This is a genomic window from Amycolatopsis sp. NPDC031561, from assembly GCF_055580625.1.
On sequence record NZ_JBVILA010000024.1, the window covers coordinates 12,877 to 35,352 of the forward strand.

At 69.1% G+C, this 22,476-nt stretch carries 29 protein-coding genes; 16 read left to right on the plus strand and 13 right to left on the minus strand.

The annotated features are described in order from the left end of the window. Nucleotide 1 precedes the first annotated feature (1 nt). The 8 genes from ACZ5IK_RS34715 (at nucleotide 2) to ACZ5IK_RS34750 (ending at nucleotide 5,698) form a co-directional block, all read left to right on the plus strand. Nucleotides 2–511: a SigE family RNA polymerase sigma factor gene (locus ACZ5IK_RS34715; RefSeq protein ID WP_465491566.1), complete on the plus strand. Its 510-nt coding sequence runs from the start codon at nucleotides 2–4 to the stop codon at nucleotides 509–511. Next, the gene (locus tag ACZ5IK_RS34720) at nucleotides 508–1,506 is read left to right on the plus strand and encodes a hypothetical protein (RefSeq protein ID WP_465491567.1); all 999 of its coding nucleotides are present in this window, start codon (nucleotides 508–510) and stop codon (nucleotides 1,504–1,506) included. Before ACZ5IK_RS34715 ends, ACZ5IK_RS34720 begins: the two co-directional genes overlap by 4 nt. 28 nt (nucleotides 1,507–1,534) lie before the next feature. Then, complete coding sequence (locus tag ACZ5IK_RS34725; protein ID WP_465491568.1) at nucleotides 1,535–2,458, plus strand: NADP-dependent oxidoreductase; 924 nt, start codon at nucleotides 1,535–1,537, stop codon at nucleotides 2,456–2,458. A gap of 98 nt (nucleotides 2,459–2,556) precedes the next feature. Next, nucleotides 2,557–3,282, plus strand: coding sequence for an ABC transporter ATP-binding protein (locus ACZ5IK_RS34730; protein WP_465491569.1), 726 nt, complete (start codon nucleotides 2,557–2,559; stop codon nucleotides 3,280–3,282). After that, nucleotides 3,279–4,013: an ABC transporter permease gene (locus ACZ5IK_RS34735; RefSeq protein ID WP_101609427.1), complete on the plus strand. Its 735-nt coding sequence runs from the start codon at nucleotides 3,279–3,281 to the stop codon at nucleotides 4,011–4,013. Before ACZ5IK_RS34730 ends, ACZ5IK_RS34735 begins: the two co-directional genes overlap by 4 nt. Before the next feature lie 9 nt (nucleotides 4,014–4,022). After that, a complete protein-coding gene (locus ACZ5IK_RS34740) occupies nucleotides 4,023–4,409 on the plus strand; it encodes a PPOX class F420-dependent oxidoreductase (protein ID WP_465491570.1) in 387 nt (128 codons plus the stop codon). A gap of 123 nt (nucleotides 4,410–4,532) precedes the next feature. Beyond that, nucleotides 4,533–5,123, plus strand: coding sequence for a Panacea domain-containing protein (locus ACZ5IK_RS34745; RefSeq protein WP_101609429.1), 591 nt, complete (start codon nucleotides 4,533–4,535; stop codon nucleotides 5,121–5,123). After that, nucleotides 5,120–5,698 (plus strand): Fic/DOC family protein, encoded by a 579-nt coding sequence (locus ACZ5IK_RS34750; RefSeq protein WP_465491571.1) that lies wholly within the window; start codon nucleotides 5,120–5,122, stop codon nucleotides 5,696–5,698. The genes ACZ5IK_RS34745 and ACZ5IK_RS34750 overlap by 4 nt, the downstream gene beginning before the upstream one ends. Nucleotides 5,699–5,750: 52 nt before the next feature. Here ACZ5IK_RS34750 and ACZ5IK_RS34755 read toward each other — a convergent pair whose 3' ends face one another. From ACZ5IK_RS34755 to hisH, 3 genes are all read right to left on the minus strand, one after another. Further along, on the minus strand, nucleotides 5,751–6,098 hold the full coding sequence (locus ACZ5IK_RS34755; protein ID WP_101609430.1) for a DUF1330 domain-containing protein: 348 nt from the start codon (nucleotides 6,096–6,098) through the stop codon (nucleotides 5,751–5,753). An 80-nt stretch (nucleotides 6,099–6,178) separates the two neighbouring features. Next, nucleotides 6,179–6,916, minus strand: coding sequence for a bifunctional 1-(5-phosphoribosyl)-5-((5-phosphoribosylamino)methylideneamino)imidazole-4-carboxamide isomerase/phosphoribosylanthranilate isomerase PriA (gene priA, locus ACZ5IK_RS34760; protein ID WP_101609431.1), 738 nt, complete (start codon nucleotides 6,914–6,916; stop codon nucleotides 6,179–6,181). A 9-nt stretch (nucleotides 6,917–6,925) separates the two neighbouring features. Then, nucleotides 6,926–7,549 (minus strand): imidazole glycerol phosphate synthase subunit HisH, encoded by a 624-nt coding sequence (gene hisH / locus ACZ5IK_RS34765; RefSeq protein ID WP_465491653.1) that lies wholly within the window; start codon nucleotides 7,547–7,549, stop codon nucleotides 6,926–6,928. A 133-nt stretch (nucleotides 7,550–7,682) separates the two neighbouring features. On the opposite strand from hisH, the gene ACZ5IK_RS34770 reads away from it, so the two are divergent. The 3 genes from ACZ5IK_RS34770 (at nucleotide 7,683) to ACZ5IK_RS34780 (ending at nucleotide 9,840) form a co-directional block, all read left to right on the plus strand. Beyond that, the gene (locus tag ACZ5IK_RS34770; RefSeq protein ID WP_410599932.1) at nucleotides 7,683–7,862 is read left to right on the plus strand and encodes a hypothetical protein; all 180 of its coding nucleotides are present in this window, start codon (nucleotides 7,683–7,685) and stop codon (nucleotides 7,860–7,862) included. A 71-nt stretch (nucleotides 7,863–7,933) separates the two neighbouring features. After that, nucleotides 7,934–9,106 (plus strand): acyl-CoA dehydrogenase family protein, encoded by a 1,173-nt coding sequence (locus ACZ5IK_RS34775; RefSeq protein WP_465491572.1) that lies wholly within the window; start codon nucleotides 7,934–7,936, stop codon nucleotides 9,104–9,106. Nucleotides 9,107–9,162: 56 nt separating this feature from the next. After that, the gene (locus tag ACZ5IK_RS34780; protein WP_465491573.1) at nucleotides 9,163–9,840 is read left to right on the plus strand and encodes an NIPSNAP family protein; all 678 of its coding nucleotides are present in this window, start codon (nucleotides 9,163–9,165) and stop codon (nucleotides 9,838–9,840) included. Here ACZ5IK_RS34780 and ACZ5IK_RS34785 read toward each other — a convergent pair. The 3 genes from ACZ5IK_RS34785 to ACZ5IK_RS34795 are packed head-to-tail and all read right to left on the minus strand — an operon-like array spanning nucleotide 9,826 to nucleotide 11,852. Further along, entirely contained in the window at nucleotides 9,826–10,254 is a 429-nt protein-coding gene (locus tag ACZ5IK_RS34785; protein ID WP_465491574.1) for an NUDIX hydrolase, read from the minus strand. The genes ACZ5IK_RS34780 and ACZ5IK_RS34785 overlap by 15 nt on opposite strands. Before the next feature lie 10 nt (nucleotides 10,255–10,264). After that, on the minus strand, nucleotides 10,265–11,155 hold the full coding sequence (locus ACZ5IK_RS34790) for a transketolase family protein (RefSeq protein WP_465491575.1): 891 nt from the start codon (nucleotides 11,153–11,155) through the stop codon (nucleotides 10,265–10,267). A 4-nt stretch (nucleotides 11,156–11,159) separates the two neighbouring features. Continuing rightward, complete coding sequence (locus ACZ5IK_RS34795) at nucleotides 11,160–11,852, minus strand: transketolase (protein ID WP_465491576.1); 693 nt, start codon at nucleotides 11,850–11,852, stop codon at nucleotides 11,160–11,162. A 52-nt stretch (nucleotides 11,853–11,904) separates the two neighbouring features. Between ACZ5IK_RS34795 and soxR the strand changes: the two genes are divergently transcribed. Next, nucleotides 11,905–12,366, plus strand: coding sequence for a redox-sensitive transcriptional activator SoxR (gene soxR / locus ACZ5IK_RS34800; protein WP_101609439.1), 462 nt, complete (start codon nucleotides 11,905–11,907; stop codon nucleotides 12,364–12,366). A gap of 46 nt (nucleotides 12,367–12,412) precedes the next feature. Next, complete coding sequence (locus ACZ5IK_RS34805; protein ID WP_465491577.1) at nucleotides 12,413–12,961, plus strand: RNA 2'-phosphotransferase; 549 nt, start codon at nucleotides 12,413–12,415, stop codon at nucleotides 12,959–12,961. On the opposite strand, the gene ACZ5IK_RS34810 is transcribed toward ACZ5IK_RS34805, so the two are convergent. Next, nucleotides 12,958–13,845 (minus strand): prenyltransferase/squalene oxidase repeat-containing protein, encoded by an 888-nt coding sequence (locus ACZ5IK_RS34810; RefSeq protein WP_465491578.1) that lies wholly within the window; start codon nucleotides 13,843–13,845, stop codon nucleotides 12,958–12,960. The genes ACZ5IK_RS34805 and ACZ5IK_RS34810 overlap by 4 nt on opposite strands. 46 nt (nucleotides 13,846–13,891) lie before the next feature. Continuing rightward, nucleotides 13,892–14,461, minus strand: a complete 570-nt coding sequence (locus tag ACZ5IK_RS34815) for a TetR/AcrR family transcriptional regulator (RefSeq protein ID WP_465491579.1) — start codon at nucleotides 14,459–14,461, stop codon at nucleotides 13,892–13,894. A gap of 160 nt (nucleotides 14,462–14,621) precedes the next feature. Between ACZ5IK_RS34815 and ACZ5IK_RS34820 the strand changes: the two genes are divergently transcribed. Then, nucleotides 14,622–16,796, plus strand: coding sequence for an MMPL family transporter (locus ACZ5IK_RS34820; RefSeq protein ID WP_465491580.1), 2,175 nt, complete (start codon nucleotides 14,622–14,624; stop codon nucleotides 16,794–16,796). Nucleotides 16,797–16,885: 89 nt separating this feature from the next. Here the strand turns inward: ACZ5IK_RS34820 and ACZ5IK_RS34825 are convergent, their stop codons facing one another. The 4 genes from ACZ5IK_RS34825 to hisD form a co-directional block, all read right to left on the minus strand. Continuing rightward, the gene (locus ACZ5IK_RS34825; RefSeq protein ID WP_168214369.1) at nucleotides 16,886–17,041 is read right to left on the minus strand and encodes a hypothetical protein; all 156 of its coding nucleotides are present in this window, start codon (nucleotides 17,039–17,041) and stop codon (nucleotides 16,886–16,888) included. 117 nt (nucleotides 17,042–17,158) lie between these two features. Then, entirely contained in the window at nucleotides 17,159–17,758 is a 600-nt protein-coding gene (gene hisB, locus ACZ5IK_RS34830; RefSeq protein ID WP_005155296.1) for an imidazoleglycerol-phosphate dehydratase HisB, read from the minus strand. Next, nucleotides 17,755–18,855, minus strand: a complete 1,101-nt coding sequence (locus ACZ5IK_RS34835; protein ID WP_465491581.1) for a histidinol-phosphate transaminase — start codon at nucleotides 18,853–18,855, stop codon at nucleotides 17,755–17,757. The genes hisB and ACZ5IK_RS34835 overlap by 4 nt, the downstream gene beginning before the upstream one ends. Beyond that, nucleotides 18,852–20,177 carry a histidinol dehydrogenase gene (gene hisD, locus ACZ5IK_RS34840; RefSeq protein ID WP_465491582.1) on the minus strand — a complete coding sequence of 442 codons (1,326 nt, stop codon included), beginning with the start codon at nucleotides 20,175–20,177 and terminating at the stop codon, nucleotides 18,852–18,854. The genes ACZ5IK_RS34835 and hisD overlap by 4 nt, the downstream gene beginning before the upstream one ends. Before the next feature lie 84 nt (nucleotides 20,178–20,261). On the opposite strand from hisD, the gene ACZ5IK_RS34845 reads away from it, so the two are divergent. Further along, nucleotides 20,262–21,056, plus strand: coding sequence for a carbon-nitrogen hydrolase family protein (locus ACZ5IK_RS34845; protein ID WP_465491654.1), 795 nt, complete (start codon nucleotides 20,262–20,264; stop codon nucleotides 21,054–21,056). Here ACZ5IK_RS34845 and ACZ5IK_RS34850 read toward each other — a convergent pair. Further along, a complete protein-coding gene (locus ACZ5IK_RS34850) occupies nucleotides 21,004–21,492 on the minus strand; it encodes an Lrp/AsnC family transcriptional regulator (RefSeq protein ID WP_465491583.1) in 489 nt (162 codons plus the stop codon). The genes ACZ5IK_RS34845 and ACZ5IK_RS34850 overlap by 53 nt on opposite strands. Nucleotides 21,493–21,560: 68 nt before the next feature. On the opposite strand from ACZ5IK_RS34850, the gene ACZ5IK_RS34855 reads away from it, so the two are divergent. Beyond that, the gene (locus ACZ5IK_RS34855; protein WP_465491655.1) at nucleotides 21,561–22,460 is read left to right on the plus strand and encodes an SMP-30/gluconolactonase/LRE family protein; all 900 of its coding nucleotides are present in this window, start codon (nucleotides 21,561–21,563) and stop codon (nucleotides 22,458–22,460) included. Nucleotides 22,461–22,476 lie beyond the last annotated feature (16 nt).

Genomic DNA, 22,476 nt, shown 5'->3' on the forward strand with positions numbered 1-22,476 from the left:
CGTGCCTGCGACCTTCGACGAGTTCGTCGCGGATCGCCTGGACGGGCTCCTGCGCTACGCGACCGTCCTGACCGACGACCCGTATCTGGCGCAGGACATCGTGCAGGAGGTGCTGCTGCGCGCTCAGCAACGCTGGCCGAAGATCGACTCGCCGCCGACGTACGTCCGCCGGATGGTGACGAACGAGTACCTGTCGTGGCGACGGCGCCTCGCGGTCCGCCGTGTGGTGCCGTCGTCGCCGGAGATGCTCGACCTGATGAGCCCGCCGGTCTCCGATCACGCCATCGAATACGACGAACGCGACGCGATGCTGGACCGGCTCGCGAAGCTCCCGCGCAAACAACGCGCCGCGATCGTGCTCCGCTACTACGAGAACTACACCGACGAGGAGATCGGCGCGGTACTCCGCTGCGCGACGTCGACCGTGCGCAGCCAGATCTCGCGCGCGCTCGCGACGCTGCGGGAAACCGGCCCGTCCTCGTCTGTTCAGCCCACGGGAGCCCGCAAATGACCCGACTGAGTGAAGAGAACACCGAGGACCTGATCCGGGAGAGCCTCGAACACCTGGCGACGCGGGCGCCCGACGGGGCCGAGATCCGCGACGCGCTGTCCCAACGGACGCGAAGCCGTCCGACGATGGCCTTGGCGCTGGTCGCGGCGGCGGTCGCGATCATCGCGCTCGGCGTCCCGCTGGGCCTTCGGGCGTTCACATCGGTTCCCCCGGCTTCGGCGCGCAACGCCGATTGGTCGGTGCTGCCGTACAAGCCCGGCTGGCTCCCCGACGGTTTCAAGGAGGCGAGCCGGGGCGGGAAGCCCTATCCCGCACCGTTGTCGAGGTCTTGGGCAGGCGGTGAGCTCGGCCAGATCGACCTGCTCATCACGCCGATGAGCGACCGGTCCGCGCCGTGGACGATCGCGCCCGCGCCGAACCAGATCGTCGTGCACGGCAAGGTCGGCATGGCGACCGAGATCAACGCCTGGTCGACGATGCTGACCTGGTCCCCCGACGACGTCTATCTGCTGAGCATGACGTTGTCCAACATGAAAGACCCGCGCGCGGTCGGTGAACGGATCGCCGAAGCGATGGTCAAGGACGGGCGCGCCCGGGTCTCGGGTGAACTGCGGTTCGGCAGGCTGCCCGCCGATCTGGAGTTGTCGGGGGTCAAGACCTTCATGAACGTCACCGGGGGCGTGACCGAGCTGGAAGCCACCAGCGCCGGGCAGCCCACCGCGGCGGCGGTCGTGACGGCTTCGCTCAGCGGCGACCGGCCGGCGCCCGGCGGCGCGGAACCGGTTCCGCTCAAGGTCCGGGGTCTCGACGGCTTCTCTCTCCCGGAGCGGGAAGGGCCGCTCGGGCATCAGAACGGGACGGTCGCCGTGCAGCTCGAGGGCGGACGGTGGCTCACGGTGTCGGGCAAGCGGGACCAGGAAACCCTGCTCGACGTCGCGAACAGCCTCCAGATCATCCAAGGCGACTACAGCTGGTTCGGGAAGCCGCCGGAATAGGCGCGGGCGGGCGAAGGTTGTCGACGGCATGACGGACACCTACCGCTCCATCGCGTTCACCGAATACGGCGACTCCGGGGTTCTGCACGTCCTCGACCGGGAGCTTCCCGAGCCGGGCGCGGGACAGGTCCGGATCGCCGTCCGCGCCGCGGGGGTGAACCCGATCGACTGGAAGATCCGGTCCGGGCTGATGGCCGAGGTGTTCCCGACGACGTTCCCGGCCGTCCCCGGTGGAGACGTCGCCGGCGTGATCGACGCCGTCGGCGAGGGTGTGTCCGGCTTCGCCGTCGGCGACGAGGTCCTCGGGAGGGGGAACGGCGGATACGCGGAGTTCGTGCTCGCCGATCCGGCGGGCCTGACCCGCAAGCCCGAGGCGCTGTCCTGGGAACTGGCCGCGGCGCTGCCCGTGGTCGTCGGCACCGCCTACCGCGCGCTCAACCTGCTGGAGCTCAGCGAGGGCGAGACGCTGCTCATCGACGGCGCGGCGGGCGGTGTCGGCACCATCGCCGTCCAGCTCGCCGTCGCGCGCGGGCTGACCGTCGTCGGTACCGCGAGCGAAGCGAACCACGAGTACCTGCGTTCGCTGGGCGCCGTCCCGGTGCGGTACGGCGAAGGACTCGCCGAACGCGTCCGCGAGGTCGCGCCGCAGGGCGTCGACGCATCCTTCGACACTTCCGGGCGCGGCTCGCTCTCGACGCTGGTCGAGCTGACCGGTGGCCCGAAGCGCGTCGTCACCATCGCCGCGCCGGACGCGGCCGACCACGGCGTCCGTTTCACTTCGGGAAGTCCGGCGGAGCAGGTTCCCGGTGCGCTGGACGAAGGGGCCGCACTCGCCGCCGAAGGCAAGCTCGACCTGCCGATCGCCCGGGTCTATCCGCTCGCCGAAGCGGCCGCGGCCCAGGACGAGAGCGAAGCCGGGCACGTCCGGGGCAAGCTCGTCCTGGTGCCGTGACCCTCCCAGCCGCGGGCATCCGGCTCGGTATCGCCGTCCGGCTGCCCTGAAACACGGCCTCTTGACTCGGGCTTCTCAACGGGCGCAGAATTAAACGCATGACTAATTCGGCGATCTCCGTGAGAGGCCTGCGGGTCGTCCGCGGCGGCCGCGAGGTCGTCAGGGAAATCGGTTTCGAGACGCCGCGCGGCCGGATCACCGGCCTGCTCGGGCCGAGCGGCTGCGGCAAGACGACGCTGATGCGCTCGATCGTCGGCGTGCAGATCGTCGCGGGCGGCGAGGTCACCGTGCTCGGCCATCCCGCCGGCAGTCCGCCGCTGCGGCGGCTGATCGGCTACGCCACCCAGAATCCGGCCATCTACGCCGACCTCACCATCACGGAAGCCTTGCGCTACTTCGCTTCCGTCCTCCGCGCGCCGATGTCCGATGTGGACAGAGCGCTCGGCGAGGTCGGCCTCGCCGACCACGCGGGGAAGCTGGTCGGCTCGCTGTCGGGCGGCCAGCACAACCGCGCGAACCTCGCCGTCGCGCTCCTCGGGAAACCCGAACTGCTCGTGCTGGACGAACCGACCGTCGGCCTCGATCCCGTGCTGCGCGACGAACTCTGGTCACTGTTCCGCCGTCTCGCCGACGGCGGGGCGACACTGCTCGTGTCCAGCCACGTCATGGACGAAGCCGCGCGATGCGATCGGCTGCTGCTCATGCGCGAGGGCCGGATACTCGCCGACGACACCCCGGCCGGGCTGCGCGAACGCACCGGGACGGGCGATCTGGAGCAGGCGTTCCTGCGGCTGGTCCGCGAGACGGAGGTGACGCGACCGTGAATCCCGCCCTGACGCTGGCCACGGCCCGGCGCATCCTCCTGCAGCTGCGGCACGATCCGCGCACCGTCGTGATGCTGGTCGTCGTCCCGTCGCTGCTGATGGTGCTGTTGCGCTTCGTCTTCAACTCCGAAGCGGTGTTCAGCCGCGTCGCCCCGGCACTGCTCGGTGTCTTCCCCTTCCTGATCATGTTCCTGATCACCTCGATCACGACCCTGCGCGAGCGGACCACGGCGACGCTGGAACGCCTGATGACCCTGCCGATCGGCAGGCTGGACCTGCTCTTCGGCTACGCGATCGCGTTCGGCTCGATCGCGATCGTGCAGGTCGGCGTCGCGGCCGGGATCTCACTGGCGTGGCTGGGCCTCGACATCGCGGGCTCGATCGGCATGCTGCTGCTCATCGCCGTCCTCGACGCCCTGCTCGGGATGGCGCTCGGCCTGTTCGTGAGCGCGTTCGCGCGGACGGAGTTCCAGGCGGTGCAGTTCATGCCGCTGTTCGTGCTGCCGCAGATCCTGCTGTGCGGGCTGTTCGTGCCGCGCGGGGAGATGGGCTGGCTGCTGAACCGGCTCTCGGACGTGATGCCGCTTTCGTACGCCGTCGAAGCGCTCACCCGGGTCACCACATCGGGCACCGTGGACGCGACACTGATCCGGAACCTGATCGTCGTCGGGGCGTGCGCGCTGGCCGCGCTGATGCTCGGCGCGGCGACGCTGCGCCGTCGAACGGCCTAGACTCTCCACATGGGATCGGAGTTCGAGCGGATCGCCGCCGAGAAGTACGTCGTCCTGACCACCTTCCGCAAGAACGGCACTCCGGTGCCGACCCCGGTCTGGGCGGCGGGCGACGGCGGCGAGCTGGTGCTCTGGTCCGAACGCAAGGCGGGCAAGGTCAAGCGCATCCGCAACAGCGGCCGGGTCGAGGTCCAGGCCTGCGACCTCCGCGGCAAGAACACCCACGGCGACGTCGTCGTGGGCGAGGCGCGGCTGCTGGACCTCGACGGGACCGAACGCGTGCGCAAGGTGATCGCGCGGAAATACGGCGTCACCGGGCGGGTGACGATGTTCTTCAGCAAGCTGCGGGGGCCGAAGGACCGGACGGTGGGCATCGCGATCAAGCTGGCCGGGTAGCTCCGTTCACTACACTTGACATTCTCGAACACAAGTTCGATCATTGCTCGCCTGACGGCTCTCGGATGCCCGATTCGAGACCGCGGCACGGTAGGATGAAGTGCATCAGAGGAGGTGGTAGCCATGGCCAGCGCACGTGACGTGGCTGCTGCCGTACTGACCCGCACCGGCCCGATCACGACGATGAAGCTGCAGAAGCTGCTTTACTACTCACAGGCGTGGCATCTGGTGTTTCAGCGTGAACCGATGTTCGACGAGAAGATCGAAGCATGGCCTCAGGGGCCCGTCACACCGTCGATCTTCGCCGGGCACCGAAAGCAGTATCAGGTAACGAGCTGGCCGAGCGGTCATGCCGGAGCGCTGACAGAACCCGAGAACGCGACGTTGACCTGGGTAATGGACAAGTACGCTCATTACTCGGCTGAAACCTTGTCGCGGATGACTCACATGGAGTCCCCATGGCGAGTCGCGAGAGGGGTAGTCGCCGAAAACGAGAAGTCTTCGCAGCCGATAGCGCACGACCAGATGCGTCACTTCTACGCGCGGCAGATCGCCGATGTCGACGTCGCGGTCGCCCAGGCCGCGGCCAGCGCGGCCATGGAAGGTATCGATCTCGACGACGACTGGCAGCGAACTCTCCGCGAAGTCGCGACCAATACACGCTCCGCCGACGACCTGATCGCCGAAGAAATAGAGCGAGCCCGTCGGCAGTGAGCGATCCGTACAGCCTTCCCGACGGGAAGTGCCTTCGCAACAAGCTGGACATCGAAGATCCTTCGACCTTCAAGCAGGTCGAGGCGCGCATCGTCAGTATTCGAGACGTCGAACTCGCTCGTCAAAGTCTCCCTGGTGAATACACCCTCGAGCACTTACAGGGCTTTCACCACGCCCTGTTCAAGGATGTCTACGACTGGGCAGGAAAGACCCGCACCGTGAACATCTCCAAAGGGGCGTCGAACTTCTGCCCCTGGAGATTCGTTGATGAGCAGACATCGGCGGTGCTGGGAAACCTCGAAACCGATGGCTGGCTACTCGGCCTGAATCGGGACAACTTCCTTGAACGCCTTGCCTGGTACTACTCCGAACTGAACGCCATGCACCCGTTTCGCGAGGGCAATGGACGGACGTTGCGAGCTTTCTTGCGACAACTGTCGGCAGCGGCGGGCTGGCGACTCGACTGGTCCGCTCTCAACAAGGACGACAACAACGCCGCGTCCAGCCACAGCCTCCGGACCACTGCGACGACCGAACTGATCAAGGTTCTCGCGCCCGTAATCGTCCGCATGTGATCAAGGCGCGATGCCCTCGCACTCAAGCTGGCGGAGACGCGACCCACCCCGATCAGGCGGCCTGGAGCGCCCTCAGCCCCGCCGCCATCGCCGCCGAGTCGTGGTCCGGCCCGCAGCCCTCCACCAGGATCAGGTCACCGGGGATGTGGTCCGCCCGCAGGTGCAGGATCTCCCGGTACGCGGGCGAGTCGTACCACTCCCGCGCGATCGGCATGCTCGGGAACGAGATCATCACGAGCGCCCCGGGCCACTCGCCTTCGACGACCTCGACCTCGGCTCCGTGCACGAGGAACTTGCCGCCGAAGGGATCGAGCGTGGCCTGGATCCGCTCCAGGTACTCGAAGACCTCTTCCACCAGAGCGCCGGTCGGGCGAAGGTGGGCGATTCCGTAGGCGGTCATGATGTCCCTCCAGGTTTTGTTGTCCTGGAAGGAATCCTGACCGAACGACGGCGTGGCGTCGATTACCCCGGAGGTAAAGCTCAGAACTCCGCGACGGCCGCGAGCGCCTCGGGCAGGGTGAACGCCCCGGCGTAGAGCGCCTTGCCGACGATGGAGCCCTCGACGCCGTCGCGGGCCAGTGCGGCCAGCGCGCGGAGGTCGTCCACACTGGACACGCCGCCGGAGGCGATGACCGGCGCGTCGGTGCGGGCGGCGACCTCGCGGAGCAGGTCGATGTTCGGGCCCTGGAGGGTGCCGTCCTTGCTCACGTCGGTGACGACGTAGCGCTGCGCGCCGTCGCGGTCGAGCCGGTCGAGGACCTCCCAGAGGTCACCGCCGTCCTGCGTCCAGCCACGGGCCGACAGCCGGTGCCCGGCCTCGGTGATCCGCACGTCCAGCCCGATGGCGACGCGGTCGCCGTAGGACGAGACGACCTTCGCGGTCCATTCCGGGTCCTCCAGCGCCGCGGTGCCGAGGTTGACCCGGCGGGCGCCGGTGGCCAGCGCGGCCTCCAGCGAGGCGTCGTCGCGGATGCCGCCGGACAGTTCCACCTGGACGTCCAGCTTCGCCACGACCTCGGCGAGCAGTTCGCGGTTGGAGCCCTTGCCGAACGCGGCGTCGAGGTCCACCAGATGGATCCACTCCGCCCCGTCCCGCTGCCAGGCGAGTGCCGCCTCCAGCGGGCTGCCATAGGAGGTTTCGGTGCCGGCCTCGCCCTGGACGAGTCGCACGGCCTGGCCATCGGCCACATCAACGGCGGGAAGGAGCGTGAAAGTCACGCGCCCACTCTAAGCGAGGGTCTCGAGCCAGTTGCGCAGCAGGTGCGCCCCGGCGTCCCCGGACTTCTCCGGGTGGAACTGCGTTGCCCACAGCGGCCCGTTCTCGACGGCGGCGACGAAGTCCTGGCCGTGGTTCGCCCAGGTCACCTTGGGTTGCTGCCCGGCGAGGCCGGAGTCCAGTTCCCAGGTCCGCGCGGCGTAGGAGTGCACGAAGTAGAACCGCGCGTCCGCGTCGAGACCGGCGAACAGCTGCGAGTCCTCGGGCGCGCGCACGGTGTTCCAGCCCATGTGGGGCAGGATGTCGGCTTCCAGCCTGTCGACCGTGCCCGGCCACTCACCGGCGCCCGCGGCCTCCACGCCGTGCTCGACGCCGCGTTCGAAGAGGATCTGCATGCCGACGCAGATGCCCAGGACGGGACGGCCACCGGCGAGGCGTTTGCCGATGATCTTCTCCCCCGACACCGACAGCAGCCCCTCCATGCAGGCGGAGAAGGCGCCGACACCGGGGACGACCAGGCCATCGGCCTCGAGCGCGGCATGGGGGTCGGCGGTGACCTCGACGTCCGCGCCGGCGCGCTGGACGGCGCGTTCGGCGGATCGGAGGTTGCCGGACCCGTAGTCCAGGATCACCACGCGGGGAGTAGGCACGCGCCCAGGTTAGCGGACCGGATTTTCTCCGGATTCCCTGTTTCAACCTTCACTCGTCTGGGTAATAACGCCTCCGAGTGAGGCCGGCGCAGGACCGCCCTGCACTTCTGGAGGATCGATGCAGGACACCGACGAGCTGACCGGCCTGTTCCAAGCCTGGCGCGAGGACATCGACAGCGTGCCTTTTCCTACCTTCGCGGAGCTGCTGATCCCCCAGCAGAAGCAGCGCTCCGCCCCCAGCCGGACGGCCACGGCATCGGTTCAGGTGACGAAGACCACCGGATGGCGCGATCTCTGACACCCGACTCCGGTCATGTGTGTGGTTTTCTTCATAGGTCGTGACCCACCGAGCCGACCAGGAGTGACCGCATGAGCAGCAGCCCGGATCCGCGCGACTTCCTCGATCTCGACGCCGAACTCTCCGAGGAAGACCGGGCCATGAGGGACGCTGTCCGCGCATACGCGCAGGACCAGCTCCTCCCGAATGTCGCCGAATGGTACGAATCGGGCGACCTGCCCGCCGCCGAGCTCGCCAAGGGCTTCGGTCAGCTCGGGCTGCTCGGCATGCATCTGGAGGGTTACGGCTGCGCCGGGACCAGCGCCGTGGCCTACGGCATCGCCTGCCGCGAGCTGGAAGCCGTCGATTCGGGGCTGCGCAGCTTCGTCTCCGTGCAGGGCTCGCTGGCGATGTACGCGATCCACAAGTGGGGCACCGAGGACCACAAGCAGGAATGGCTGCCGCGGATGGCCGCGGGCGAGGCGCTCGGCTGCTTCGGCCTGACCGAGCCGGACGCGGGCAGCGACCCGGGCGCCATGCGGACCCGCGCGGTGCGCGACGGCTCGGACTGGGTGCTGAACGGCACGAAGATGTGGATCACCAACGGCACGGTCGCCGACGTCGCGGTCGTCTGGGCGCAGACCGACGAGGGCGTGCGCGGCTTCGTCGTCCCCACGAACACGCCGGGCTTCACCGCGAACGAGGTCAAGCACAAGCTGTCGCTGCGCGCCTCGCTGACCGCGGAACTCGTGCTCGACGGCGTCCGCCTGCCGGAGTCCGCCGCGTTCCCCGACGTCAGGGGCCTGCGCGGACCGCTCTCCTGCTTGAACGAGGCGCGCTACGGGATCCTGTTCGGCGTCGTCGGCGCCGCTCGCTCCTGCTACGAATCCGCGCTGGAGTACACGCTGAGCCGGGAGCAGTTCGGCAAGCCGCTGGCCGGGTTCCAGCTCACGCAGCGCAAGCTCGCCGACCTCGTCGTCGAGGTCAACCGCGCCGGGCTGGTCGCGCTGCGGATCGGACGGCTCAAGGACGCCGGGACGCTGCACCACAACCACGTCAGCTTCGGCAAGCTCGCCAACGTCCGCTCCGCGCTGGAGGTCGCCAGGACCGCGCGCGCCATGCTCGGCGCCAACGGGATCTCGCTGGAGTACCCGGTGATGCGGCACATGTCGAACCTCGAAACCGTGCTGACCTACGAGGGCACCGAAGAGATGCACGCGCTCTCGCTCGGCCAGTCGGTCACCGGGATCGCCGCCTTCCGCTGAGCCTCCGAAAAGCCGGCCGCAGGAAACTGTCGGTGCGGGCCTCTAGGGTCCGGCGCATGACCGATTCCGCCGAGTTCCAGTCCGTCGTCGAGCTGCGCCGGTACACGCTGCACCCCGGCCGCCGGGACGAGCTGATCGAGCTCTTCGAGCGCGAGTTCGTGGAGCCGCTGGAAGCCTCCGGCATGCGCCTGTTCGGCCTGTTCCGTGAACCCGCCGCACCGGACAGGTTCGTGTGGCTGCGCGGATTCCGGGACATGGAGAGCAGGCGGGCGGCCCTGGAGTCGTTCTACTACGGGCCGGTGTGGCGTGAGCACGGCCCGGCGGCGAACGAGACGATGATCGACGCTTCCGACGTCCTGCTGCTGCGGCCGTCCGGGCCGGGTTTCCCCGTTCCGGACGGCGCCCCGGATTCCCGGGTGCTGGCGACGATCTGCCATCCCCTCGGGCCGGTCAAGGAGTTCTCCGAGTACTTCGCGGACTCCGTGGCTCCGGAGCTGCGTGAGGCCGGATTGGACACCTTCGGCCACTTCGAGACCGAACCCGCCGAGAACACCTTCCCCCGCCTTCCCGTGCGAGAGAACGAGACGGTGTTCGTCTGGTTCGCCAAATCCACCGGCGACACGGAGGCACACCGGGACCTTCTCGACCGGATCGGCGAGGGGCTCTCGGGCAGGCTCGAACGCCCGTGGCAGCGGCTGGAACTCACCCCGACCCCGCGCTCACTCCTGCGCTGAAAGGAGTTCGGTGAGCCCGTCCGGGTACAGGATCGCCTTGCCGCTCACCACGTCGGCCATCGGCAGCCAGTGCACACGCGCGCCGTCGTCGAGCACCACGCCGACCTCGTCGCGCTCGTAGAAGGCCCTGTCGGTCAGCTCGGCGGCGAACAGGAACACGATCTCGTGCCCCGGCCTGCCCTCGAAGGTGAACACGTTCTCCAGGACGGCGATCTGCTCGACGGCGGTCAGCTCCGCCGCGAGTTCCTCCTGGAACTCGCGGTGCAGCGCCTCGACGGCGGTCTCCCCGAACTCGATGCCGCCGCCGAGCGGGCGGTGGTAGGTCTCGCCTTTGGCGTTGTCCCGGCCTTCGAACACGAGAAGGTCTTCGCCGCGGCGGATGACCCCGAGCACGAGCGGGCGGATCTTCGTCATCCCGGTGACGCTAGCGGAGGAATTCCTTGATCGACAAGGCGATCGACCCGGCGTCGAGACCGTGCGCGAGGTCGTGGTCGGCCATTTCGCCGTAGATCCGGACTTCCGCGTCACGCCGGACACCGAGCGAGAGCAGCCGGTGCGGGATTTCGGACAGCGCGCCCGAAACCGAATGCGCCGACGTCCCGGCGAGGTAGGGCTCGACGAGCACGATGTCGCTCGCGCCCGCGGCTTCGACGGCCGAGCGCAGCCCCGCGGCGTCGAACGGCCGGATCGTCGAGGTGTACAGCACGGTCACGTCGAGATCGTCGGTCGCTTCCCGCACCCGGTCGAGCATCGGCCCGACGGCCACCACGACACCCCGGCCACCTTCGCGCACCGTCTGCAGGCCGGCGCCCAGATACGGTTTCGCGTTCTCCTGCGCGGAAAGCCGGAGGTACACGCGCCCGTTGCCCGGAATGGACTCCAGCAGCAGCCGCCGCGCTTCTTCCGGGTGACCCGGTACGTGCACGGTCCAGCCCGGCAGCGTGTCGATGAGGGCGACGTCCCCGGGAGCCTGATGCGTCCGCCCGGCGGTCGGCATGTCGTAGGACGCGCCGGAAGACACCAGCACGGCACCGACGTCCTGGTGCCCGAGGTCGAGTTTGACCTGCTCGAACGCCCGCTCTACGAGGAACGACGAGAAGGTGTGGACGATCGGGCGCATCCCGGCCAGCGCCAGCCCGCCCGCGGTGCTCATCATCAGCTGCTCGCGGATGCCGACGTTGAGCACCCGGTCCGGATGCTTCCTGGCGGCGAAACCGAGTTGTGCCGCCGAAATGTCGGCGAGCACGACGGCGACGTTCGGGTCGGTGTCGAGTACCTCGGCGGCGGCGTCGAGGAACGTCTCACGCATGTTCACGGGTTCAGGCCTTTCGCTCGACGGTCGCGACCACGGCGAGCGGCCGGTCCGAATGGGGGGTGGTGAAGGCTTCGTAGAGCGCTTCGTGATCGCGGCCGTCGACGGTGCGGGTCACCCAGCCCTCGACCTCGAACCGGCGGGCGATCCCGCCCGGCCAGCCGTGCGTCGCCGAGGAGTTGTCGATGACGACGGTGGTCAGCTGCGGCATGCCGATGCGGCCCGCCACCGCGATGGCCTCGGAGTTGGAGCCCTCGTCGAGTTCCGCGTCACCGACGAGGGTGACGACCCTGGCGTCACGGAACCCCTTGGCGCGCAGCCCGAACACGGTGCCGATGGCCAGCGGGAGCCCGTGCCCGAGCGAGCCGCTGGCGATCTCGGCGCCGGGCAGCCTCGCCCGGTCGGGATGGTGCCCGAGCCGGGATTCGGCCGAAGTCCAGTCGGCGAGTTCGTCCTCCCGGATGAAGCCCTTCTTCGTCAGGACGGCGTAGAAGGCCATCGGGCCGTGTCCCTTCGACAGCAGAAAGCGATCCCGGCCGGGATCACGGAAGGTCTCCGGGGTGATGTCGAGCACACGGTCGTAGAGCACCCACAAGACGTCCACAGTGGACTCCGCGGCCGCTTGATGCTTCTCGTCCCCGGTCATCAGCGAGATCAGCCGCGGCAGATCCTCGTAGCCGGTCCTGGTGTCAGTGGTCATGTACCGAGGTTGCAACCTCGACTTAGGTCGAAGTCAAGGCTAGCCTGGCGACGTGACGAGATTGGCTGAACACCTGAGCATCGGGCAGGTCGCCGACCGCAGCGGCGTGCCCCATACGGCTTTGCGTTTCTACGAGGACAAAGGGCTGATCAGCTCGGAGCGCTCGGCGGGCAACCAGCGGCGGTATCCGCGTTCGGTGCTGCGCCGGATCGCCTTCATCCGTGCCGCGCAGCGCGTCGGTCTCAGCCTGGACGACATCAGCTCGGCACTGGAGACCTTACCCAGGGACCACGCCCCCACCAAGGCCGACTGGGCCCGCCTGTCCCGTGGCTGGCAGGACGAACTCGACGCGCGGATCGACGCGCTGCAGCGCCTGCGCGACAGGCTGACCGGATGCGTCGGCTGCGGTTGCCTGTCCCTGCGCAGCTGCGGGCTGTACAACGCCGACGACCAGATGTCCCGATTCGGCCCCGGCGCGGGGAAACTGCGCCCGGCCTCCGAAGGCGGCTTCTGAATTCCGTTGCCACGCGGGTGCCGGATGTGCGTCACTGTGACTCGAAATGGACAAGAAGAATCTCATCCGAGTCTCGAAACGACTCTCCCTGCACCTGCGGCACGCCCCTGGCGACATCGGCATCACCCTCACCCCTGACGGTTGGGTGGAAGTCGGCACGCTCTTGGCCGCGCTGCGGCGCCACGGCTTGGACCTGACCCGCGACCAGCTCGACGAAGTCGTGGAGAGCAACGACAAACGGCGGTTCGCCTTCGACGAAAGCGGGCTGCGGATCCGGGCCAGCCAGGGCCACAGCGTCGACGTCGACCTCGCGCTGCCCGGCGCCACCCCGCCCGGCGTGCTCTACCACGGGACCGTGTCCCGGTTCCTGGACGCGATCATGACCGAAGGCCTCCGGCCGATGAAGCGGCACGCCGTGCATCTCTCGGCCACCGTGGACACCGCGCGGACCGTCGGGGCCCGGCGCGGCGTCCCGGTGCTGCTCGCCGTGGACGCCCGCGAAATGGCCGCCGCCGGGCACGAATTCCAGGTCAGCGCGAACGGCGTCTGGCTCACCGCCGCCGTTCCCCCGGAGTTCCTGCGGCGCCTGCCCTAGGCCAGGCCGTTGTTCCGCAGGAGCGACAACGTGTTCACGGTGAACAGCCCGTTCCACTCCAGCGCGGCCGCGGGCGAATAGCTGATGTAGTCGACCCGCCAGCCACCGTCGTCATGCCTGCCGTCCGCGACCCGGCGCAGATCCGCTTCGACGACGTCCGGCCGGAAGAGCTTCCGCGCCGGGCCGTCCGGTACCGGGGAGAAGTCGAGCGGGCGCATGGCCTCGCCCTCGATCCCGCCGCCGACGGCGACCACGCCGTCGTCCGGGATGAACCGGCCGAGTTTCTCGACCAGGCGCGTGTCACCCAGTGCGTCCACCAGCTTCATCGCGAAAGCCAGCACGAGCGCGTGCGGGGCCTCGTCGAGCTTCTCGATCTCGTCGAGGCAGTAGCGCGTGGCCTTCGCCAGCCAGGGATGCGCGGCGACCGCGGGATCGTGCGCCGCGACGCGCTGCGCGGTGAACGCGACGATCGCCGTGATCTGCAGTGAAGAGACCGAGGGGTCGGCGCCGGCCCAGAACGGCGCGCTGCCCACCGGGTCCGGCATCGGCAGGGCGAACGGGATCCCGCCGTCCGGCAAGGAGATCGAGGTGAGCCAGTCGCACAGTTCGGCCGCGCGCGGGCTGGTCGCCGGGCCGACGTCGGCGAAGACCTCGAAAGCGTGCAGAGCGCCGCCGGGCTGGCTGGTCGCCGAGCGGCAGTCGGGTTCGAGCCCGTGCCCGTAGCCGCCGTCGGGATTGCGGTACCCCTCCAGCGCGGCGAGCGCCGCCGCCGAATCGCCGTCACGGAAGAGGACCTCGAAACGGCGCCTGTCGAGCAGCCGCGCTTGGGTGGCCATGAAGGTGGCCGACTCGTGCGGATCGATGGTCATGAGCACGTTGTTCATGACCACAGCGTCGCGCGGATCGCGGCGCCTGTCTTGAACACATCGGTCACGTGCGGCGGCGCGGGCGGTTGTAGAGCTTGCGGCCGACGCCGAGGAGCGTTTCGCGCAGCGTCTCGTCGTCGAGCGAGGCGACCTCGGGCGAACCGCCCGCGATGGCGATGCCCGCCAGCAGTACCTGGGCCGTCACGATCGCGGTGAGGTCCGGTTCCGGGCCGACCAGGACCTCCAGCAGGCGATTCTTGAAGCTTTCCGAGCTGTGCACGGACTTCTCGATCGCGCGGGCGATGCCGGGGTCGCTGGAGAACAGCGCGACCAGCGCGCGGTGGCGCACCACGAGGTCGACGAACCCGTCGAGCAGATGGTCGATCTGCGCGCCGCGGGTGCGCTGGGCGCGGGCGTCGTCGACGATGCCCTCCAGCTCCAGCAGCACGGGCTCGGCGACGGATTCGGTGATCTCCGCCTTCGTCTTGAAGTGGTAGTAGACGGCGGCCTTGGTGACGCCGAGGGCGTCCGCGATCATCTGCAGCGAGGTGCCTTCCACGCCGTGTTCGGTGAACAACCGCAACGCCGTTCCCAGTAGTCGCGTGCGGGTGTCCTCCGCGTGGACGACGTCCATGATCCCTCCTCGTTCAGCCGTCGGAGATTACGTCAAGCGTGGCCGTCGGGCCAAACGAGTACTAGCCGTGCGGCTAGTCACACACTTGCCGATCGGCTTGTAGGCCACTAGCCGATCGGCTAGCTTGGAATGAACCTGATCGAGTGAACGGGAGACTTTTGTGGCCAGCTTCCTGTACCGCCTGGGCCGGTTCTCGTTCCGGCGCCGGGCACTGGTGGCGGCGGTGTGGGCCGTTGTCCTGGTGGCCCTCGGCGCGGGGGCGCTGACCCTGTCCGGCCAGCTTTCGAACTCGGTGACCATCCCCGGCACCGAGTCCCAGAAGGCGATCGACCAGCTCGCGGACCGGTTCCCGGAGGCCGCCGCCGGTGGCGCCACCGCCCGCGTCGTCATCTCGACACCCGGTGACATCACCGACGCGAACGGGCAGGCGGCGATCGCGGGCCTGGTGAAGGGGCTCAAGGACGCGCCGAAGGTCGCCGGGGTGGTCAACCCGCTGGAGATGCAGGCGGTCTCGCCCGACAAACACGTCGCGCTGGCCCAGGTCAGCTACCGAGTGCCGGGCTTCGAGCTCACCGACGCCGACCGCGAGGGCCTGATGGCCGCCGCGAACCCCACCAAGGCGGCCGGGTACACCGTCGAGTTCGGCGGTGACGCCGTCCAGGCGATGCCCGCCACGAACGCCACCGAAGGCCTCGGCGTCGCCGTCGCCGCCGTCGTCCTGATCATCACCTTCGGCTCGCTGCTCGCGGCCGGGATCCCGCTGCTGACCGCGCTCATCGGCGTCGGCATCGGCATGGCGGGCATCACCACGGCGTCCGGATTCCTGGAACTGAACACGAACACGCCGGTGCTCGCGCTGATGATCGGCCTCGCCGTCGGCATCGACTACGCGCTCTTCATCGTTTCCCGCTACCGGCACGAACTGGAGATCGGCAGGGATCCAGAGGAAGCCGCCGGACGCGCCACCGGCACGGCCGGATCCGCCGTGGTGTTCGCCGGGCTGACCGTGATCATCGCGCTGGCGGGGCTGACCGTCGTCGGCATCCCGTTCCTCGGCGAGATGGGTATCGCCGCGGCGATCACCGTCGCCATCGCGGTCGTCATCGCGCTGACCCTGCTCCCCGCCATCCTCGGTTTCGCGGGCGGCAAACTCGCGGGCGGCAAGATCCGCTTGCGCCGCAAGGAAAGCGCGACGACGCACGGCGAGCGCTGGGCGCGTTTCGTGGCCCGCCGCCGGATCCCGGTGCTGATCGCCGCGATCGCCGGCCTCGCGATCGTCGCGATCCCGGCCGCGAGCATGCAGCTCGGCCTCCCGAACGACAGCACCGCCGCGCCGGACACCACCCAGCGCAAGGCCTACGACACCGTCAGCCGCAGCTTCGGGGAGGGCGCCAACGGCCCGCTGGTGATCGTCGTCGACCTGACGGGCAGCACCGACCGGCAGGCCGCGCTCCAGCAGGCCTCCACCCGGATCAGCGGCCTGGAGGAACGCCCGATCGTCACGCCGCCGAAGGTCAACCGCGGCGGTGACCTGGCACTGCTGACCGTCATTCCGAAGAGCGGCCCGAGCAGCACCGCGACCGAAGACCTCGTCAGCGACATCCGCGGCCTGAACGCGGGACTGGGCACGGCGACCGGCGCGTCCTTGGCGGTGACCGGCCAGACGGCGGCGAACATCGACGTCTCGGAGAAACTCGCCGACGCGATGCTGCCCTATCTCGCGCTGATCGTCGGGCTGGCGTTCCTGTTGCTGATGCTGGTGTTCCGCTCGGTCGTGGTCCCGCTGAAGGCGACGCTGGGCTTCCTCGGCTCCGTGGTCGCGACGTTCGGCGCCGTGGTGGCGGTGTTCCAGTGGGGCTGGCTCACCGACCTGCTCGGGGTGAAGACGACCGGGCCGATCATGAGCATGCTGCCGATCCTGCTGATCGGCGTGCTGTTCGGGCTGGCGATGGACTACCAGGTGTTCCTGGTGACGCGGATGCGCGAGGAGTACGTCCACGGCGCCGACCCGCAGCAGGCGATGGTCACCGGTTTCCGGCACGGCTCCCGCGTCGTGGTCGCCGCCGCGCTGATCATGATCAGCGTGTTCGCCGGATTCATTCTCGCGGAATCCTCGCTGATCCAGTCGATCGGATTCGCGCTGGCCTTCGGCGTGCTGGTGGACGCGTTCGTGATCCGGATGACCATCGTGCCGGCGCTGATGTCGCTGCTCGGCCGCGGCGCCTGGTGGCTGCCGAAGTGGCTGGACCGCGTGCTGCCCGATGTCGATGTCGAAGGCGAGAAGCTCACGAAGCAGCTGGACGCCCCTGACGAGCGTGAGCTGGTCCGGAGCTGAAGGACGCTTTACCCGAGTTAGACGCGGTGAAGGGGCCTTTCCTCGCATGAGATGCGGGGAAAGGCCCCTTCAGCTTTGCGCGGGCTTTGTCAGGCCAGCCAGGCGATGGCGCCGCCGATCGCCAGCAGCGCACCGATGCCCAGCACCACGGCCAGGAACTTGACGCTCTTCCAGGTCGCGTAGACGCCGCCGATCAGGAAGCCGCCGAGCGCGAGCAGCAGCACGGCGATGGTCGTGTTACTCATGCCCGCCAGGCTGCCACACCCTCACCCGCCCGACTTCCCCGGGTGCACTCCGCAATTCGTCCTCTGGTTGCGGTCCTTGCGCGTGCAACTACCGCAACCAGAGGACGAAACGCGGGGTTAGAGGACGCCCTTCGTGGAAGGGATGCCACCGGCGCGTGGGTCCGGTTCGGTGGCGGCGCGCAGCGCGCGGGCGACGGCCTTGTACTCGGCTTCCGCGATGTGGTGCGGGTCCCGGCCGTGGAGCACGCGCACGTGCAGCGCGATCTGGGCGTGGAACGACAGCGAGTCGAACACGTGCCGCGTCAGCACGAACGGGTAGTTCCCGCCGATGGTGAAGCTGTTGAACTGCTCCGGCTCGCCGAGGTGCACGCAGTACGGGCGCCCGGAGACGTCGATCGCGGCGTGCGCGAGGGTCTCGTCCATCGGGATCCACGCGTCGCCGAAGCGGCGGATGCCGCTCTTGTCGCCGAGCGCCTGCCGCAGCGCCTGGCCGAGCACGATCGCGGTGTCTTCGACGGTGTGGTGCGCGTCGATGTGCACGTCACCGGTCGCCTGCACCTTGAGGTCGAGCGAACCGTGCACCCCGAACGCGGTGAGCATGTGGTCGTAGAACGGGACACCGGTGTCGATCTCCACCTGTCCCGTGCCGTCCAGGTCGAGCTGGACCGAAATGGACGATTCCCTGGTGGTGCGATCCACCTTGCCGACGCGACTCATCGCGGCACCTCCTTGCTGGCCTCGAGAAAGGCGTCGTTCTCTTCCGGCGTCCCGATGGTCACCCGCAGGTGCCCTTCGATACCGACGTCCCTGATCAGCACGCCATTGTCCAAATAGGACTTCCAGGTCGCGGGCGCGTCCGCGAACCGTCCGAAGAGGACGAAGTTCGCGTCGCTCGGGACCGGGGTGAATCCCAGGCCCAGCAACGATTCGATCACCCGGTCGCGTTCGGCGGCGAGTTTGGCGACCGAAGCCAGTGTGGCGTCCGCGTGCCGCAGCGCGGCCCTCGCGGCCGCCTGCGTGAGCTTCGAAAGGTGGTACGGCAGCCGCACCAGCTGCAAGGCGTCGACGATCGCGGGTGCGGCCGCCAGATAGCCGAGCCGTCCGCCCGCGAAGGCGAACGCCTTGCTCATCGTGCGCGACACGATGAGCCGCGCCGGGTACTCCTCGAGCAACTCGACGGCGCTCGGCTGCGACGAGAACTCCGCGTACGCCTCGTCGACCACCACGATGCCCGGCGCCGCTTCGAGCAGCCCGCGCAGTTCACCGAACGGGATCGAGCCGCCGGTCGGGTTGTTCGGGCTGGTCACGAACACGATGTCCGGACGGCGTTCGCGCACGAGCGCGGCGGCCTTCTCGGTGTCGAGCGTGAAATCGCCGCGGCGCGGCACCGGCAGCCAGTCGGTGCGGGTGCCCGCCGAGATGATCGGGTGCATCGAGTACGACGGCTCGAATCCCAGCGCCGAGCGGCCGGGGCCGCCGAAGGCCTGCAGGATCTGCTGCAAGATCTCGTTGGACCCGTTGGCGGCCCACACGTTCGACTCCGACACCAGCACACCGGTCGACACCGCGAGGTAGTCCGCGAGGTCCTGCCGCAGCGCGACGGCGTCACGATCCGGGTAGCGGTGCAGTGAAGCGGCCTCCGCGCGGACGGCCTCGGCGACGTCGGCCACCAGCGCGTCCGGCGGCGGGTACGGGTTTTCGTTGGTGTTGAGCCGGATCGGCACGTCGAGCTGCGGCGCGCCGTACGGGGTCTTGCCCCGCAGGTCGTCCCGCAGCGGAAGCGCGTCGAGCGTGATCTCCTCGCCGATGGTCATGCCCGTTCCCCCTCGAACCGCGCCGTGATGGCCTCGCCGTGCGCGGGCAGGTCCTCGGCGTTGGCCAGCGCGACGACGCGGCCGGCGATCTCGCGCAGCGCGTTCTCGTCGTAGTCGACGATGTGCACGCCCTTGAGGAAGCTCTGCACCGAAAGCCCGGACGAGTGCCGCGCGAAACCGCCGGTGGGCAGGACGTGGTTCGACCCGGCGCAGTAGTCGCCGAGCGAAACCGGCGCGTACGCCCCGACGAAGATCGCGCCGGCGTTGCGCACGCGGGCCGCCACCGAGCGCGCGTCCGCGGTCTGGATCTCCAGGTGTTCCGCGGCGTACGCGTCGACGACACGAAGACCGTCGTCCACAGTGGACACAAGAATGATGCCGGACTGCTTGCCGCTCAAGGCCTCTGTCACACGCTCGGCGTGCTTGGTCGCGGCCACGCGGCCGGTCAGTTCCTTGTCGACGGCGTCCGCGAGCTCCACGGACGTGGTGACCAGCACGCTCGCGGCGAGCGGATCGTGCTCGGCCTGGCTGATCAGGTCGGCGGCGACGTGCACCGGGTCGGCGGTCCCGTCGGCGAGGATCGCGATCTCGGTCGGGCCCGCCTCGGAGTCGATGCCGATGATGCCGCGCAGCAACCGCTTGGCGGCGGTCAGGTAGATGTTGCCGGGCCCGGTGACGATGTCGACCGGCTCCAGCGTCGTTCCGTCGGTGTCGGTGCCGCCGTACGCGAGCAGCGCGACGGCCTGCGCGCCGCCGACGGCCCACACCTCGTCGACCCCGAGCAGCTCGGCGGCGGCCAGGATCGTCGGGTGCGGGAGCCCGCCGAACGCGGCCTGCGGCGGCGAGCACAGTACGAGGGTGCCGACGCCGGCGATCTGCGCCGGGACGACGTTCATCACCACGGTCGAGGGGTACACCGCGAGCCCGCCCGGCGCGTACAGCCCGACACGCTCGACCGGGATCCAGCGCTCGGTGACGGTGCCGCCGTCGACGACCTCCGTGGTGACGTCCTGGCGGCGCTGATCGCCGTGGACCTTCCTGGCGCGGACGATGGACTCCTCCAGCGCCTCGCGGACGGCCGGGTCCAGGTTCTCGAGCGCGCTCGTGAGCTCGGACGCAGCCACACGGACACCGGCGGGGCGGACCTTGTCGAACTTCTCGGTGTACTCGAGAACCGCCTCGACGCCGCGATCGCGGACCGCCTCGACCACCGGCCGTACGTGATGCAGTGCCGCGTCCACGTCGTACTCGGCACGCGGGAGCGTGCTCCTGAGTTCGGCAACGGACGGGACCTGTCCACGCAGGTCGGTACGGTTCAGCATGGGTCAAGGGTACGAGGTGGCCCGATCGCCCCGAGCAGGCACACTGGGGTGGTGACCAGCGATCCCACGATGAGGGAGGCCACCGTGCCGCGAATCGGGTTGTGCCAGCTCACCGCCGCCGAGGATCCCGAAACGAACCTGAAGCTGATTCGTGAAGGCGTAATGGCCGCGGCGGCCGACGGCGCGCGGATCGTGGTCTTCCCCGAAGCGACGATGGCGCGCTTCGGCGTGCCGCTGAAACCCCTCGCGCAACCCTTGGACGGTCCGTGGGCGTCCACTGTGGCGGCCGTCGCCGAAGAGCACGGCGTCGTGATCGTCGCGGGCATGTTCACGCCGTCGCCCGACGGACGCGTGAGCAACACGCTCCTCGTCACCGGCTCCGGCCACCACTTCGGCTACGACAAGATCCATCTGTACGACGCGTTCGGGTTCGCCGAGTCCGACACCGTCGCACCGGGGGCCGCTCCGGCCACCTTCGAGATCGACGGGGTCACCTTCGGCGTCGCGACCTGTTACGACGTCCGCTTCCCCGAGCTGTTCCGGAGGCTGGCCGACGACGGCGCCGACATCGTCCTCGTGCCGACGTCCTGGGGCGCGGGCGAGGGCAAACGCGAGCAGTGGGAGGTCTTGGTGCGCGCCCGCGCGCTCGACTCCGGCTGCTGGGTCCTCGGCTGCGGGCAGGCCGATCCGGCCGCGAGCGGGACGCCGGTGAACCCGAAGGCGCCGACCGGGATCGGCTATTCCACGGTGTCCGACGGCTTCGGACGCGTCCACGCCCAGCTGGGCGCCGGACCGGACGCGGTGGTCGTCGACGTGGATCCGGCGGTCAGCGGGAAAGCCCGGGCGGCGACGGGCGCGCTGGCGAATCGTCGCCTTTAGCGTCCACGGAGCGTTCGAAGAACGATTCGAGCACCACGATCGTCTGCGTGCCGGTGACGCCTTCGATGGCGTACAGCCTGCGCAGCGACGCCTGCAGTTCTTCGGTGGTCGGCGTGCGCACCTTCACCAGAAGCGAGGCCGGGCCCGCGATGACGTGCGCCTCCACGACCTCCGGCAGGGCCTCCAGCGCGGCCTTGGTCGGCGGGTCACCCATCCACGAGCCCGCCTCGACCAGTACGAACGCCATCACCCCGCGACCGACCGCCGCCGGGTCGACGTCGACGGTCGTGCGCCGGATGACGCCCTGTTCGCGCAGCTTGCGGACCCGCTCGTGCGCGGCGCCCGCGGACAATCCGACAGCCTTGCCGAGCGCGGCATACGCCTGAGTCGCGTCCTGCTGCAACTCGGTGAGCAGTATGCGATCCACATCATCCATGGGTTGACCATATCAAGTTCAGCAGTTCATGATGATTGCAATACTTGGTTCAGATCTCTGGGGTGAGCGTGGACAAGGTCAAAGCGCGTTTCGAGGTCCTCGACGAGCGGTTCGCGCGCGTCAACGGCGATGAGTGGCTCCACCGGCTGCACACCGGCTGCCGGTGGACCGAGGGGCCCGCCTACTTCCCCGCCGGCCGGTATCTGGTCTTCAGCGACATCCCGAACGACCGCGTCCTGCGCTGGGACGAGACCACGGGCGCGGTCGGGGTGTTCCGCGAGCCCGCCGGATTCCACAACGGGCACACCGTCGACCGGCAGGGCAGGCTCGTCAGCTGCGAGCAGGGCGGCCGCCGGGTGACGCGCACCGAGCACGACGGCACGACCACCGTCCTCGCGGAGACCTACCAGGGGAAGAAGTTCAACAGCCCCAACGATGTCGTCGAGAGTTCGGACGGCGCGATCTGGTTCACCGACCCCAGCTACGGGATCGACAGCGACTACGAAGGCCATCGGGCCGAGAGCGAGATCGGTGCCTGCCACGTCTACCGCGCCGACCCGGTGGACGGCTCGGTACGGATCGTCGCGGACGATTTCACGCGGCCGAACGGACTGGCCTTCTCCCTCGACGAGTCGCTGCTCTACATCGTGGACACCCGGCGGAATCCCAGTCACATCAGGGTTTTCACCGTGAACGACGGACAACTTTCCGGTGGCGGGATCTTCGCGACCTGTGACGCCGGCGTCTTCGACGGCGTCCGCCTCGACGCCGACGGCCGGATCTGGGCCGCCGCGCACGACGGCCTGCACTGCTTCGCCCCCGACGGCACGCGGATCGGGAAGCTGCACGTGCCGGAGGTCTGTTCGAACCTGACCTTCGGCGGGCCGCGACGGAACGATCTGTTCGTCACGGCGTCCAGCTCGGTCTACACGCTGCGGGTGAACTTCTCGGGACCGCGGTTCTCCTGAAGGCCGCGAGGTCGCG